The sequence below is a fragment of the Streptomyces bluensis genome (genome assembly GCF_014650715.1).
GTDB lineage: Bacteria > Actinomycetota > Actinomycetes > Streptomycetales > Streptomycetaceae > Streptomyces > Streptomyces bluensis.
Genome location: NZ_BMVM01000011.1, coordinates 209,030 through 222,927 on the forward strand (window position 1 = coordinate 209,030; position 13,898 = coordinate 222,927).

16 protein-coding genes are annotated in these 13,898 nt (G+C 70.3%); all 16 read right to left on the reverse strand.

The annotated features are described in order from the left end of the window. Positions 1-68 precede the first annotated feature (68 nt). The 16 genes from IE262_RS25930 to IE262_RS26000 all read right to left on the reverse strand — a co-directional run bounded on the left by IE262_RS25930 (position 69) and on the right by IE262_RS26000 (position 13,844). Entirely contained in the window at positions 69-1,439 is a 1,371-nt protein-coding gene (locus IE262_RS25930; RefSeq protein ID WP_189876993.1) for an SPDY domain-containing protein, read from the reverse strand. Positions 1,440-1,503: 64 nt separating this feature from the next. Continuing rightward, positions 1,504-2,637: a DnaB-like helicase N-terminal domain-containing protein gene (locus IE262_RS25935; RefSeq protein ID WP_189876995.1), complete on the reverse strand. Its 1,134-nt coding sequence runs from the start codon at positions 2,635-2,637 to the stop codon at positions 1,504-1,506. After that, positions 2,637-3,914, reverse strand: coding sequence for a DNA cytosine methyltransferase (locus tag IE262_RS25940; protein WP_189877157.1), 1,278 nt, complete (start codon positions 3,912-3,914; stop codon positions 2,637-2,639). The genes IE262_RS25935 and IE262_RS25940 overlap by 1 nt, the downstream gene beginning before the upstream one ends. Continuing rightward, complete coding sequence (locus IE262_RS25945) at positions 3,914-4,786, reverse strand: adenine nucleotide alpha hydrolase family protein (RefSeq protein ID WP_189876997.1); 873 nt, start codon at positions 4,784-4,786, stop codon at positions 3,914-3,916. The genes IE262_RS25940 and IE262_RS25945 overlap by 1 nt, the downstream gene beginning before the upstream one ends. A gap of 23 nt (positions 4,787-4,809) precedes the next feature. Further along, positions 4,810-5,775 (reverse strand): alpha/beta fold hydrolase, encoded by a 966-nt coding sequence (locus IE262_RS25950; protein WP_229877472.1) that lies wholly within the window; start codon positions 5,773-5,775, stop codon positions 4,810-4,812. Positions 5,776-5,920: 145 nt separating this feature from the next. Beyond that, a complete protein-coding gene (locus IE262_RS25955; RefSeq protein ID WP_189876999.1) occupies positions 5,921-6,286 on the reverse strand; it encodes a hypothetical protein in 366 nt (121 codons plus the stop codon). Between the two features lie 107 nt (positions 6,287-6,393). Continuing rightward, positions 6,394-7,236, reverse strand: coding sequence for a hypothetical protein (locus IE262_RS25960; RefSeq protein ID WP_189877001.1), 843 nt, complete (start codon positions 7,234-7,236; stop codon positions 6,394-6,396). A gap of 30 nt (positions 7,237-7,266) precedes the next feature. After that, positions 7,267-7,863, reverse strand: coding sequence for a hypothetical protein (locus IE262_RS25965; protein WP_189877003.1), 597 nt, complete (start codon positions 7,861-7,863; stop codon positions 7,267-7,269). Positions 7,864-7,882: 19 nt separating this feature from the next. Then, on the reverse strand, positions 7,883-8,362 hold the full coding sequence (locus tag IE262_RS25970) for a hypothetical protein (RefSeq protein ID WP_189877005.1): 480 nt from the start codon (positions 8,360-8,362) through the stop codon (positions 7,883-7,885). A 98-nt stretch (positions 8,363-8,460) separates the two neighbouring features. Beyond that, on the reverse strand, positions 8,461-10,248 hold the full coding sequence (locus IE262_RS25975) for a type IV secretory system conjugative DNA transfer family protein (RefSeq protein WP_189877159.1): 1,788 nt from the start codon (positions 10,246-10,248) through the stop codon (positions 8,461-8,463). Positions 10,249-10,518: 270 nt separating this feature from the next. Continuing rightward, a complete protein-coding gene (locus tag IE262_RS25980; protein ID WP_229877473.1) occupies positions 10,519-11,115 on the reverse strand; it encodes a hypothetical protein in 597 nt (198 codons plus the stop codon). 69 nt (positions 11,116-11,184) lie between these two features. Further along, on the reverse strand, positions 11,185-12,012 hold the full coding sequence (locus IE262_RS25985; protein ID WP_229877474.1) for an SPDY domain-containing protein: 828 nt from the start codon (positions 12,010-12,012) through the stop codon (positions 11,185-11,187). A gap of 70 nt (positions 12,013-12,082) precedes the next feature. Continuing rightward, on the reverse strand, positions 12,083-12,211 hold the full coding sequence (locus IE262_RS40225; protein ID WP_268249579.1) for a hypothetical protein: 129 nt from the start codon (positions 12,209-12,211) through the stop codon (positions 12,083-12,085). Beyond that, positions 12,208-12,573, reverse strand: a complete 366-nt coding sequence (locus IE262_RS25990) for a hypothetical protein (protein ID WP_189877007.1) — start codon at positions 12,571-12,573, stop codon at positions 12,208-12,210. The genes IE262_RS40225 and IE262_RS25990 overlap by 4 nt, the downstream gene beginning before the upstream one ends. Before the next feature lie 111 nt (positions 12,574-12,684). Beyond that, positions 12,685-13,425, reverse strand: coding sequence for an SPDY domain-containing protein (locus IE262_RS25995; protein WP_229877494.1), 741 nt, complete (start codon positions 13,423-13,425; stop codon positions 12,685-12,687). A 53-nt stretch (positions 13,426-13,478) separates the two neighbouring features. After that, positions 13,479-13,844: a hypothetical protein gene (locus IE262_RS26000; RefSeq protein ID WP_229877475.1), complete on the reverse strand. Its 366-nt coding sequence runs from the start codon at positions 13,842-13,844 to the stop codon at positions 13,479-13,481. Positions 13,845-13,898: the final 54 nt, after the last annotated feature.

Consider the following 13,898-nt stretch of genomic DNA (forward strand, 5'->3'; position numbering starts at 1 on the left):
GAGTGTGGTACCAAGCCGCGACTGGGTTACGCGAGTGTCCAGGCGGACGTCGCCCAACTCCAGGAGGGTCAGCGTCGAGGGCCTGCAGCCGGAGCGGTCGGTGGTACCGCAGGCGGGGGCGTGGCGGTGATTCGGCTGGTGCGGTGCGTGGTGTGGGGAGGGCTGCTGCGCCGGGTGCCGGTTCCGTGGGCGAGTTCTTCTGCGAGGTGGGCGAGAAGGCTGGCAGGGGTGTGGGCCGAGGCGTGTATGGCCCAGGCCGGGTGGTTGATGTTGGGGCCAGCCCAGATGGTCCAGGTGGAGAGGGTGGAGTGGGGGGTCTGGGCAGCGAAGGCGTCGAATTGCACCCCCGCGTCGTCCTGGGCTGTTTGCCAGCGCAGCCAGCGTCCATCCACGGTATGCGTCCAGCCTGCGTCGGTGAGCGGGCGGGTGACCGCGGTGACAGTCTTCTCGATGACCGGGCTTCCGACGGCTGTCTCCCACGCGTCACCGGCGGCGATGACAGTCAGCAGGGTATTCAGGATGGGGGCGGGTGTGGCGGCGGCGATGGTCATGTGCCACATGCGGTCGCTGACGGGTGATTCGTACGCGGCGAAGGTCCATTTCGTGTCACAGGCTTCGGCGTCGTGGTCGAGCAGGGCGCGCAGGGTGAGCGATTCGTGGTTGGCGATGGTGGTGTTGTCGTCCCAGGTGCGGTACTTCTCCCAGTCGCCGTTCTCGTTGAGGAAGTCGTGCAGCAGGGTCTCGTGGTCACCGGCATCGGCGGCGTAGGCGGGCACGATCTCCGGTTCCTGTGCGGGTGGTTGGGGTTCTGGGGCGGGTGGGTCGAGCGAGGTGCGGGCTTGAGTGGCGGCGCGTTCGGTGTCGGTCATAGGCGCGGGGCCGGGCCGCATGGTGTGTCCGTGGAGGCGTTCGAAGGCTGTGAGGGCCTTTGCGGGTGAGTCGAAGGTGTCGGCGATCTGCCGCAGGTGGTTCTCGCCGTGGAGGTAGACGCTTTTGCCGCTATCGCGGTAGGTGCCGATGGCGACGGTGGTGCCGCTGTCGTCGGCGTGGGCGTGGATGATGAGCCGGCCGTGGCGGATGTCATCGTGGATCTTCTGGGCTTCGTTCGACACCTCCCGGATCTCCGTCCGGGTACACCAGCGCATCGGGTAGTTGGCCCAGGTCCACTCCTCCTCCATGGCCTCGCGGAGCCGAGGGGTGATCTCGGTGGTGAAACCGTCTGCGGTCAGGGCCTGTGCGGCCTTCTCGGCCCAGTAGGGCTCTTCATGGTCGATGCGGGCTAGGACCAGGGTGTCGTCGTCGAGGGCCTCGAAGCCGTGGGCGGTCAGCGCAGCGCGGGCTGGCTCTCGTTGAGGGCCGGTGATCGTGGCGGTCACGGCGCTGGTGTGCGTGGGGTGGGCGTCGAGGCGGACATACGCGTCGGAGGAGGGGGACGTCACGAAGGGGTGCTCGCTTCTGCTGGTGGCGGGACCGTTGGAGGCCCGGCCACCGGCGGGTTCGGGATCAGCGGGAGATACGGGCGGGGGGTGCCGTGGTCCGTGGCGGGCCGGCCCGGGGCGGTGCCGTGGCCCTGGTGCGCGTGGACGTGGTCGTGGGTGCGAGTGACGTGGCGTGGTGCCAGCGGGCGCGTACGGCGGACAGTTCGGCGAGCGCGCGGCGGCTGCCGAGGATGAGCTGGAACGGGGCGGTCGCCGGGTCATCGGTGAACGCCTCGATACGTCGGCCCACTCGATGCGCGGTGGTCAGGACGGAGCGCTGGAGGATCCGCTCGCCCCAGTACTCAGCGGAACCGGCCGGTGCGCTGAGAAGGTCGAGCAGCTCGGCCGGCTCGGCCCCGGATACGAGGAGGCCACGCTGCTGGGCCTCCCACAGGACGGTGACCGGGTCGACGGGGGCACGGCGCCGGGTCAGAGCGGTCAGGCACTGCCACAGCCCGGCGTGCAGGGAGTGGGTGAAGTCGTCAGTGCTCAGCCACCGCATCTGCTCGACGTCTGCCGGGTGCGCCGTCGCGGTCGCGAGCAGCAGCCGCTCCTCATCGACTGCCTCCTCGGCGTCCCCGAGGGCAGCCATCGGCGCGGGTGCGGGGGTACGGGGCAGGGAGCCGGAGTGCGACGGGAACCTGGCGGCGATGTCGTCCACGGCACGGGCCAGGGCGTCGGCTTCGGCGAGGGTGGTGGGCACTGGGTGCGGGAGCGTGACGTCCGTCGCCGTCAGCGAGAGGCGCTCGGCGTGGGCACGCAGGATACGGCGGGCATGCTCGGTCTCGATCATCCGTGCGTATGCGGACGCATGCCGGGGCCACGGGCAGACCTGGATGAGCGTGTGCAGGTAGGAGGCGGTAAGCCCGCGGGCATGCTCGCGGGCGGCGGTGAGCACCGCGTCCAGCCAGCTGGTGTCCTGCGCGTGCTGGTCCGGGTCGGGGGCTGGCAGGGCGCGCATCGCGGCGAACAGGGCGCCGTGTGCGTAGTTGGAGAACGAGTCTGGCTCGATCCCGGCGATGTCGGTGAGGCGGTGGGGTTCGAGGAGGAGGGCGCCGAGGAGGGCCTGCTCGGCGTAGTACACGGGCTGGGGCGGATGCGTGTCGGGCAGGTCGTCGAGGTCGTCCTCGGGTTCGTCGGGGGCCGGGGTGCGGGGCATCAGACAGCCAGGGTGAAGTCGTCGGGGTTGAGGGGCACGCGCAGGTGCGGGGCAAGGAGGTGGCCGGCGAGCAGCGGGGGAACGGCGTTGCCGATCTGGGAGAACTGCTGGCCCTTGTTGCCCTGCCACGGGTAGTCGGCGGGGAAGGTCTGGAGGACGCCGGCCTCGCGGGCGGTGATCCGGATCGGCTCTGGCGCGGGCGGCTTGGCCTCCGTCTCGTTCTCCGGCGGGGTGCCGATGGGTTCGGCGATCCAGGTGCACTCGTTCGCTCGGTGCCCGAAGAACAGCGTCCCGGCCGGCTCCTCGATTGATCTGACGGTGGCGTTGGCCTGGTTGTTGCTGCGCAGCGACCAGGACCAGCGGTGCGTCTCCGCCGTAAAGGTCGGAGCGGGGGCATCGGCCAGCCGGTTGTCCCGGACTCCGTGCCGGGCGGCCCAGCTTGCTCCTTCCCGGCGGGACTGCAGGACGATCCCGTCGGCGCGGGGTGCCCAGGTGCCCCGGTCGCGTGCGTCGGAGAGGGTCTTGCGTGAGCCGGAGGGGAAGGGTTCGGGGCCGCCTCCTGGTCCGCCGCCGGCACACACGGTGGGGACGGGACGGTCGGTGGCGCCCCAGCCGAGGGCCTCAGCCATGGACACCCATCGGGCTCGGCCTGGCCCGAACAGCGACTCGGGCTCGGCAACCTGGGCGTGGGTGGGCGCGGGCGGTTCGGCCGTACGGACGCGGGAGGCGAGCAGGATGGCGCGCTTTCGCGTCTGGGGTACGCCGTAGTCGGCAGCGTTGAGGATGCCAGTCCACACGGAAAATCCCCAGCGGCGGAGAATGGCCGCGTACTGGCGCCAGAGCGGCAGGACGTCGGGGACTTCCTCCATGGCGACCCACTCCGGTTCGCCCACCGTGTTCAGGGTGTTCAGGTAGCGCATGGGCTCGGCGGCCAGCAGGCTGCGCTCGTCCCGGCAGGCAGCGAGCAGCTTCTCGCGGGTGTCCCTCCCGGCGGCGAGATCCGCGACGGCCTGGTGTACCAGCGGCTGGTCCACCAGGCCGAGGCGCTTGCCGGCCATCGACCACGCCTGGCACGGAGGGCTCGCGATGAGACCCACGGTTCGTCCGAGGAACGGCCAGATGGGATACATGGCCACGTCTGTGCGAATCGTCAACTGCCCTGCTGCCGCACGGGTCTTGCAGGCCCACTCGTCCCATTCCAGGCCCACGTCCCGTACACCGAGGACGTTCAGAGCGTGGCTCCATCCACCTGGTCCCGCGAACAGGTCCAGGGTGATCAAGACGCTAGTCCGAAGTCGTCCTGCACCGGTTCGACTTCACCGCGGCAGGCCCACGGGGAACAGCCGTCGATGACGCCCTGCTCCAGCTCCTCCAAGTCTGTTTCGGTGTCGGTGAGTTCCTGCTGCATTGCCGCCCATTCGGCGGCAGTGACGTGGTCGATCGGGGCTTCGCTGAGAGGGACGCGGGAGCGGTGGAGAAACGCCTCACCGAGCAGCCTGTTGCCGGTGGCGTTGGCGCGGGCGTTCCCCTTGCGGATGGCCGCGTCGAACTCCACCACGTCCTGCCATTCCTCAGGGGAGTTGTCGCGGATATGCCGCCATTGGGCGTTTCCGTGGAACGGACACCCGAGGCAGCTCGATTTCGGCGTATCGGCCAGTCCGAGCGAGGTCAGGTAGCGCAGGCAGTCGGATCGCGACCAGCCCATGTCGATGAGCGGATGCCGGTTGCGCATGTATTTCACATCGGCGTCCTTGGCCCGATGGAATTCATCGGTGGAAATGCCGACCCACTGCTCGACGAACACGCCCTTGGGAATGCGTGCCGGATAGGGGTAGCCGAGGAGTTCCCGGACCTTCTTCTTGATCGGCTTTATTTTGTATTCCCCGGTGCACTGGCGCCGGGTCATACCGGGTCTTCCATCCTTGTTGAGGACGTAGAGCGGCATGGACGCGAAGCGGTGGTCCGGGTCCAGGGCGTCCTTACGGATGTTTCCCGAGGAGACCCGCAGGACGGGTATACCTGCGGGTTCGGCTATCTCACGTTCCAGGCGGTCCAGGTGCGCATAGACGGCCCCGGGCTCCCAGCCTGTGTCGGCGAAAATCGCGTAGTCGACCTTCGGGAGAATTCCTTTGGCTGACAGGGCGAGCATAGCGCTGGACTGAATCCCGGCGCCTAGTGAAATGGCTCTGAAAGCGGGAAGTTCGGAAATGACGGGTCCTTCGGGAGGTGAGAGTCAGAGTGCGGCCCGGCGGCGAGGTGGGCGATGCGGGCGCTGATGAGGGCGGGGTGGCGGATGGGCAGGGCGTGCGTGGTGCGCGGGAGGATCTCCAGGCGGGCGCCGGTGAGGCGGTCGGCCAGCTGTGCGGTGTGAGCGGCGGGGATGTGCTGGTCGTCTGCGCCGGCCATCAGCAGCAGCCGCCCGCCGAGCTGCTCCAGCACGGGCAGGTGGCTCGCCCGGTAGCGGCGCAGGGACTGCCAAAGCGCTGCGAGATCGGCCGTGGGGGTGTGGCGTACGCCGTGGCGGCACGGCAGCGGTTTGTCGTCCGGTCCGGTGCCGGGGCGGGGTGTGAGGGTGTAGCGGTGAGTATCGGGGAGCAGGCGTCGCACCCAGTCCACGGCCTGGGGTGCGTGGGTGCAGGTCAGGGCGAACAGGCTGCGTCCGGCGGCCAGTAGCAGGGCGCGCGGGCTGCGGCCGGGCAGCACGCTCGCGCCGTGGGCGGTGGCCGACAGCAGAGCCATGCCCCGGATCCGGGGCCGGAGCTGGGGGTGCAGGGCGGCGAGTTCCTGGAGGATGAGGGCGCCGAGGGAGTGGCCGGCGAGCACCAGTGGTCCCGTGGGGGCGAGGGCGCGCAGGATGTGGTGCAGGTCGTCGGCGAGCTGCTCGATGGTCAGCGGTGCTTGGCCGCGCGGGGTGTTGCCGTGCGCGCGCTGGTCGTAGCGCAGCACGTTGAAGCCCAGGCCGGTCAGGTGCCGGGTGTGAAGGCGCCACAGGTCCGCGGTGACCGACGCGCCGTGCACCAGCACGATCGTCGCGCCGTCGGACCGCGGGCGGGCTGGGGTGTCGCGGTAGACGGACAGCGCAGTGCCGTCAGCGGCGGAGACCGACAACACCTCCGTGGCAGAAGGCGGATTGGGCACAGAGGGACTCCGGAGAGGGGGGATCAGTAGAGGGGCAGCCGGGCACCGTCCACGCGGTGCCGGCGAGGGAAGTCGTCCGTCCGGCATGGCGGTTGGCCACGTGAAGCGGGCGGGGCGGAGAAGCGGGCTTCGCGGGCCCGGGCGCTCAGCGGCGCCGGGTACTCGGTGCGCTGCGGTGCTGACCTGTGGGGTGTGCGGTGAAGTGCCGCGGCGGAGCTGGTGGCCAGAGTTGGGTGGCCGAGGACGGGAAGGTGGCCTGGGCGAGGTGGTTGAGGACGGCCAGTCCCTTGTCGGTCAGGGCCAGGCGCTGGCCGATAAGGGACGCGGGGTGGGCGGTGTGGTCGCGGTAGGCCAGGCCCTTGCGTTCCAGGGCGTGCCACGTGGTGATCGCGATGTGCGACGAGGTCTGGGTGTCCACGTACGGCGAGCCGTTGCTCCGCAGCCGGACCCGGCTGGGCGTGCGGGCGAGGACCCGCAGGGCGGCGCGCTGCTGCCAGCTCAGGCGGCGCACGATGGCGGACAACTCCGAGGCGGGAAACGGCGGTTCGCCGGGACCGCAGGGCTGGGTGCTCCCGCACTCCGCCGAACGAGACGGCAAGCTGGGCGGGGTGGTGCCGGTCATCGCGTGAGTCCCGCAGCCTGTTTCGTCGCAGGAGGTGGCACAGCCGTCGCCCGAGCGGCGGCCGTGGCGGGTTTGTGGTGGGCGAGGGCTCGGTGGCCTTCGGCGGTGACGTCGAGGCGCTGGCCCTGGTGCAGGGATGTCGTGGTGTCCACGGCGACGAGTTCTCGTTTGATCAGGGAGTTTAGGGTGGCGACGTTCACGGTGGTCCGGTCCTTGTCGATGGCCTTGAGCACGCCGTATCGGCTGATCACGTAGCGGGTGCCGCCGCCTGCGGACAGCCAGCCGAGGACGGCGTACTGGCTGTCCGTGATCTTCGGCGGCGGGGTCGTCTGGCTCTGGTCCTGTTCGGCGTGCTGCTTCAGGTCCCGGGTGATGCCGCTGGCGAGGTAGTAGCAGCCGGTGTGGGCCAGGTCGAGCTGGTGGGCGGCGTTAGCGAGGTGCTCCGCCATGGCCGGGACTGCCTCCGCGTGCCGGGCCTGGCGCACGGCTGCTTCATCGGCCGGCGGGCCAGGGAATGCGGCACCCTCCAGCGGATTGGCTTCCAGCGCGCAGGCCAGGTCGGAGGCGGCGAGACTGGCGGCGAAGACGACGGAGGCCAGCGCCTCCAGAGACGGGCGGCTACCGGGGACAGCGGTGTAATGGCTGCCGTCGAGGGCGCCGAGGCGTTCCATGGCACGTTGGACCAGCCCGTGGGTGGCCACAATCTTCGACGTGAGCTGCTGCCGGGCGTCGGTGCCGGGCGTGAGGGTGAGGGAGCGGATCTCGCTGTGCAGGTCCTCGAAGTCGCGGCCGAGCTGCCGCAGGCGGGCGATCTCGGCGTTCAGATCGATCTGTTGCATGGTGCTGTTCCGGGGAAGGGGAAGTGGTGGTCAGCGGCGACGCCGCTGGGCCTGGTCCGGGGAAGGCGGCGCAGGCGCGGACGGAGGGCGCGAGGGCGCGGGCGGGATGTCCTGGAGGGTCGGCATCCCGAGGTCGACGCGCACGCGGAGGCCGTAGGAGTAGAGGTGGGTCTCGGCACGCACGACCGCTTTCACGGCGTCGGCCTCGCTCAGCCCAGCAGGCAGCGTGTACTCCTGCGACGACTTGGTCGGGGTGAAGCCGTACTGGGCGAGGACATCGCCGGCGCTGTCCGTGCAGGCGGTTGCGGTGACTGTGCCGTCGTGGAAGCGGATGGTCGCCTCGGGCTCGGCACCGTTGGCGCTGGGGTGGCGCGTGGTCCGGGCGAGGTCGACGAGGTCCATGGTGTGGGCCATGAGCCCGTAGGCCGCGACACCGGCGCGTTCGTGCGCGTCCTCGCCAGTCTGGGGTGGCAGGAGGTAGAGCGTGCGGCCCTGGTGCTCGTGGGCGGTGAAGCCCGCCCCGGTCAGCATGCGGGCGGCGTTGCGGATAGGGCGGTTGACGATGACGAAGGTCCATCCGTCGTCGGTCGAGCCGATGAAGACGTCGTGGTGGTCGGTGATGGCCATGGCAGTCCGGGTGGTGGGGTCAGCGGCGGGGCGGGCGCGGGGTGGTGCGCGCCGCTGTGGTGGGCGATGGTGGAGGGGAGCCTTTGGACTCAAGCGCGGGGTTGAGGCTGGTCAGGGAGGCGCGGGCCTCGTCCAGGGCCTGGTGGGCGTGGCTCAGGTGCGCGTGCAGGTCCCTGTGGCGGTCGATCGCGTCGAGTTGCCAGTCGAGGGTGGTCGGGGCGCCGGGTTGTGCGAGTGCGGCGAGCGGGGTGAGGGCCAGGGTGTAGTGGGCCACGGCATGGCCGATATGTCCTGCGGTCTGGCTGAGGGTTTCGGCCGGATGCCGGGCGGAGGAGGTCTGCTGGCCCTCGTTGAGGTGGTGGTGGGCGTCTCCGGCGAGCCGGATGGCGAGGTGGCCGAGCAGCTCGATGTGGCGCAGGGCAGTGAAGAAGCCACCGGGGCCGCCAGCGATGCGGTGTTCGCGGATGTCGGCGATGACCGCGTCGAGCGCAGCGCCCACAGTCAGATCGTCGAGATCGCTGGGTTCGTACGGGGCGATGAGCCATCTCCTGACGGAAGTTGAGGAGGAACAGGGCGCTCAGGATCGGTCAACCGTTCCTAGGCCGCAGGCCCGAAGTCACTCTGTTTCGGCGCTGCCTTGGCTACGGCGCGGGCGGTGATGGCCTTCGAGGCGCGGGCGGATGCGGCGGCCAGCTCGTCGGCGCCGGGCTCCAGGTACCAGGGGCGCAGGTCGAGCATGGCGGCCCGCATGCCGGTGGCGAAGCAGAGCGCGGTGCCCTTGGGCAGTGCGCGGATCGCGTCGGCGGGCAGGATCCGCTCCTGCCGCATCGACACAGAGGTCGACGTGCCGGACTCGGAGTGGGAGGTGGAGGTGGTCTCGACATCGTGGTCGCCGATCAGTCGGGAGAGCTTGTCGGCGAAGTCTGGGTCGTCGATGCCGGAGCCGATGACCTTGACGGTGGAGGCGGACCACATGGCGTCCATGCCTGCGTCGCCCCAGACCTTTTGGCCCTGGCGGTAGGACTGCAGGATGGTGACCGGGATGATCCCGCGGCTGCCGAGGTGGGAATACAGGTCGGGCAGGTCGCTGATCTTGCAGACGTTGGCGGCTTCGTCGAGGATCGCGAGCATCGGTGGGTCGAGCCGTCCGCCGGCGCGTTCGGCCTGCGCGGTTGCGGCGCGCATCACGGAGTCCGCGCATGCGGCGATCAATGCTGACGCTCCTCCTCCGCCGTCCTTGGACAACAGGTAGAGCGTGTCGGTGGAGTTGACGAACTCCGACGGCCGGAACTCGGGGACGTCCTTCTGCGGGGTGACCCAGGCGGCGATCTCGCTGTTCAGTAGCGCGGCGGCGTACTGGCGAGCCGTCTCGTAGATGCCGTCCCTCGTCTCCGGCGGGCCTTCCACGGTGCCCTTGAGCTGCGCGGCGACGGCGGTGAAGCCGTGGTCCCGGAGGATGTCCAGCGGCGTGCGGTCCGCGGGGAAAGCCAACCACTGCATGACGTCCGTGATCGGGCGGTCGTCGAGCGCTGCTGCAAGGAACAACTGCGACAGGATGTTGCTGCCGGCCTTGGACCAGAAGTCGCCCTGCTGGGAGGCGTCCACCGAAGCGGCGAGGAAGTGCCCGGCCAGTCTGCCCGCGCCGTCGAGGGACTTGGCGTCGGCGAGGGGGTTCCACCACATCTCGCGCGCCGCGTGCGCGATCTGCTGTGGGTCCATGGCCCACGTCTGCCCTACGCTCGCGCGGGCGGCGTAGGTGGCGGTGAAGGCGTCGCCTGCTGCCTTGTTCGAGGTCAGGAGGACCGGGCCGGGGGCGTTGAGGATGGAGGGGATGGCGAGGCTGGTGGTCTTGCCGGAGCGCGGCGCCATGATGGCGACGGCGACGTCCTCGTACCCCATGCGCACCTCATGACGGGTCCCCTGAAGGTTGCCGAGGAGGATGCCCGTGTCGCGGGCTTCAACGTGTTTGGCGTTCTTGAGACTTGGGCGCAGGGATCGGGCCTTGGCGGTGATCGCTTTGGCCATGAGCGGCTCGATGTCCCGCGGCTTGGCCATTCCGTTGATCTTTTTCCGGCCGCCGCTGCGGTTCTTGTGGCGGGCCCACAGGACACCGGCTGTGGCACCGAGTGCGAGGAGGACGACGGTCGGGACGATGCGGGTCCCGATGAGCAGGGACGTTTCTTCGGCCTTGGGCCAGAGCTGGTCGGGGTGGAGCAGGGCGACGGTCGGCTGGTAGGGAGCCCAGGTCCCCCCGGTGAGGTAGGCGGTGATGTTGCCGGACAGCCAGGCGAGGTGGGAGAGGGGAACGAAGACGGCGAGGACTGCCAGGAGGAGTCGGAGGACGATGTCGTAGCCGTCGGTGCTGTTGGCGGAGTTATTGGACAGGGTGCGGTTCCTGTGATGCGGGAGTCGAGGGGCGAGGCAGCTACCGGATGCGGGCTGCCGGGGCCACGGGCGGCCGGGTAGGCGGTGACGTGGTGCCGGGTGATGCCGTCGCGTCGCGGGCTAGGAACGAGGCTGCTGTCGCCCACGCCGGCGAGGTGGCGCGGGGCGACGGTAGACGAGTTGCTCGGCCTGGTTACGGGTCTCGGCGGCCTCGCGGCGCCTGCGGTCCTCCTCCGCGTACGTACGCGACAGGGACGGTGCGGGACACCGTCACCTCCGCGCCGGGCTGTGCCGGCCGGGAACGGAGGCTGCGGTCGTGGTCGGCGCCGGGGCCAGGGCTGAGGGCGCGTTGCGGGCGGCGGCGTGAATGTCACGGATGATGTGTCCGTGGGTGGCCCAGTCGTCGAGTGAGCTCCACGCCTCGGCATGGTGGGCGGCGAGCGCGTCGTCGAAGACCTCGGTCCCGGGCCGAGTGTCGGCGGGCAGGCTGTCGAGGGTCTGGAGCCACTCGTCATGCAGGGCGTCGAGCCGGGCGAGTGCGTCGCGCAGCGTGCCCAGTTGCCACACCCAGCGGTTCTGCACCGCGCGGGCGGGCAGGGAGGCGAGCTGGATCTCGGCGGTGGCCAGCAGCTGGTGCGCTTGCTCGCGGACGGCCTCGAACGCGTCGGCTGTGTCGGCGTCGCGCTGGGCGGCACGCAGACCGTAGGCGTCATCGTCGTACGGCCAGCCGTCGAGGTCGGTGTGTTGGTCGGAGTAGATGTTCCAGGCTGCGAGGATGAGTTCGCTCTCCCGCAGGAAGGCGTCCAACTGGTCCAGCTGCAGCTGGTGGATCTCGTTCGGGGCGGGCGTGGTGGGGATCAAAGGCATTCCGGGTGCAGGTTCTGGTGCGGGGGCAGGGTGGGTGGTGAGCCGGGTGGCCGGGCCGCCCCGGCTTGGTCAGCGCCCCCGGACGGTGACCGGGGATGCGGTGGCAGGGGCTGGTCCGCTCTGCGCCGGTGGCGCGGCGCTGCGTCGGACTTTGCGGGCAGCGACGCGGGCGGCCTTCAGGCGCGCCTCGTGGGCGGCGGCGAGTTGGTCGCCCTGCGGTCCGCGCTGATGCTGGCTGACCAGATGGGAGTGCGGAACGTCGTACCGGCCGCGTTGCACGGGCTCGTCGCTGGCCAGGGCGGCGGCGAACGCGGCGATCAGATGCTGTGGCATGTTGTCGTCGAGGGAAGCGCGCCACAGCCGGTTACGGCCGCCGAGCCCGGTGGCGACGGTGGCTTCCGCGGTCCAGAAGAAGCGCTCGGCGGGGGATATGGTCCAGCGGCGCAGGCTCAGGATGCCGTCCGGATGCGCGGCGGTCTCGTTGCCGTTCTCGTCGCGCTCGTAGGTCCAGCCCGCCGAGGTGAGGGCCGACCAGACGTCCGGGGTGGTCTCGGGTGTCGGCTGAAGCAGAGCGTCGGTGAGTGAGGCGAGGATCTCGACAGGGGTGTTGCCGCCGAACTCCGTGTACCAGCGCCGCGCTTCAGGTCCGCCGCGGATGCGCCACCATGCGGCGTACGGCTCTGGTCCGGGTTCCAGGACCAGGGTGTGCTGGTAGTCGGGACTGGCCAGGAGGACGTGGGGATAGTCCGGGTCGGAATGGTTCTTCCACCCTGCGGCGCGCAGCGTCTGGCTGATGCGTCGGGGATCGCCGCGTCCGGCCAGGTACCGAGGGCGGGTCTCGAACCAGATGGTGTTGTGTGGCTCGTTGGCGCGGGTGGGGAAGTAGGGGTGGGTCACTGGGCTGTTGATGAGAGAGGAATAGAGGGAGCCAGGCCGCTGCCAGTCCGCTCGGATTGAACGGCGTTGGTCAGTGTGCCGGTGGGCGTGCGATAGCGGGCGTCACCGGTCCCAGCCGGGTCACGGACTGGTTGTCGTGCGGGATGCGCCAGGAGAGCTGGGCGGAGCACTCGATCAGCTGCCGATCCGCGTGCGTCACGAACGGCCCTGTGCAGTACCGAGTTCGGAGTGCAGGATGGCCCGCAGTTCGTCGAGCGTGTAGTGCAGGCTGTGCTGGCCGGTCTGCTCCCATGCTGCGCTGCGCAGGTCGGCGACGAGGGTGAGGGCAGCGCCGTGCGGGATGGTGGGGTTGTCGGTGAGGGCTCGGGCGAAGGCCCGCAGCGTGTCGCCGAGTTGGATGGGAAGGCCGGCGTATTCGTCGAGCAGCGGCTCTATGAGGGCGAGTGCCGTGCGCAGGTTGGGGTTGGTGCGCAGATACTCCGTGAGCTGCGACAGGGTCTCGGCGGCGTCGCGGATGTCGTCGGGGGTGGGACTGACGTCGTCCGGGAAGTGGTCGGGCATGAAGGGTCCTCGGGGTGAGTAGGGAGGCGGGCCCGGGTGGAAGACCGCGGGTGGGGGCGCGTCGGCCCTGTCGGGTTGGGTGAGGGCGGTGCGGATGGCCACGGTGTGTCGTCAGCGACGGCGTGTGCTGCCTGCTGTGGAGTAGGGGCTCGCGGGGGTGAGTCGGGGCCGGGCGGTAGCCCAGGAGTTGCGCGCCCAGGTCGCGGCGTGGGCGGCGGTGATCCGGGCCTGCTGCCAGGCGCCGAGTTCGGAGGGCAGCACGGAGACGGAGGTGGTGCGGATCCGATGGGAGGGCGGGACGTGCCCGCGCGGACGCATCACCGGCCGTGGGTCGGCCAGAGCGGTGGCGAATGCCTGAATGAGATGCATCGGGGTGGTCGGCGTGAACGTCGCGTCCCAGCTCCGGCCGTGCTCGGTGCTGGCTCCGGCGAACCAGTGGGCCTGCCCGGCCCCGTCGGAGTAGAACTGCACGAACGCGTCGCCGTCCGGGCTCGTCGCGGTGAACTGCCCATCGCGTTCAGTTGTCCAGCTCTGCTGCTGAAGCGATGCCCAGACGTTGGGTGCGTGCGCGGAGCGCGGCTGGGTGAGCGCGTCGGTGAACCCGGCGACGATTTCCACAGGTACTTGTCGTCCGAAGGTCGCATGCCACGCGTGCTGCTGCGCGGTCGGCTTGCCGGAGATCGTCCAGCCGCCGGGCTGGGTGAACGGGTCGTAGCCGACACGGACCGCACGGTCAGGGCTGTCGAAGACGATACGGCCCCCCTTGGTGGACTTGTCCTTCCAGCCCGAGGCGCGCAGGAACTCCGTGACGTGCCGCAGGTCGCCGCCACCGGCGAGATGGCGGGGCTGGATGAGGTAGTGCTGCTCGGGCTGTTGCCCTGGCCCTCAGCCGACCCACTGCTTCTTCATCGGCGCCGCCTGACGACGAGCGCCGAAGCGGCCGGTTTCGGTGTTGCCGGCAGGGTCGGGGTGGCTGGGTTGGCGAGGGCGTCGAGCTGTTCGACGTGCTCGTCGAGGTCTTGGCCGATGCTGTGGAGTTCGTTGGCGGCGCGGCCCACCGCCAGCCAGACCTCGGGCGGGAGGATGCCGCGCTCGGAGTGGTGCTTGGCGAACCGGGAGCCGGCGCCCATCAGAGCGGTGAACCGGCCCAGGACGCCGACGTCCTGGTCGAGGACGGTGGCAAGGATGTGGGCGGCCTCGCGCGGCGGTGCGAGCGCGAGATGTTCGGACAGCTGGCCGATCTGGTCGGCGATCTCCTGGGCGAATCTCACGGGGTGAACAGAGGGGTCGGTCACGGGTCTCCTGGTCGGGATGCGGGGGCGTGG

Coding starts and splice junctions, on each gene's coding strand:
- IE262_RS25935 (WP_189876995.1), bottom strand. CDS start 2,637: ATGCCCCGCACCCCGGCCCCCGACGAACCCGAGGACGACCTCGACGAC.
- IE262_RS25945 (WP_189876997.1), bottom strand. CDS start 4,786: ATGCTCGCCCTGTCAGCCAAAGGAATTCTCCCGAAGGTCGACTACGCG.
- IE262_RS25960 (WP_189877001.1), bottom strand. CDS start 7,236: ATGCAACAGATCGATCTGAACGCCGAGATCGCCCGCCTGCGGCAGCTC.
- IE262_RS25965 (WP_189877003.1), bottom strand. CDS start 7,863: ATGGCCATCACCGACCACCACGACGTCTTCATCGGCTCGACCGACGAC.
- IE262_RS25980 (WP_229877473.1), bottom strand. CDS start 11,115: ATGCCTTTGATCCCCACCACGCCCGCCCCGAACGAGATCCACCAGCTG.
- IE262_RS25990 (WP_189877007.1), bottom strand. CDS start 12,573: ATGCCCGACCACTTCCCGGACGACGTCAGTCCCACCCCCGACGACATC.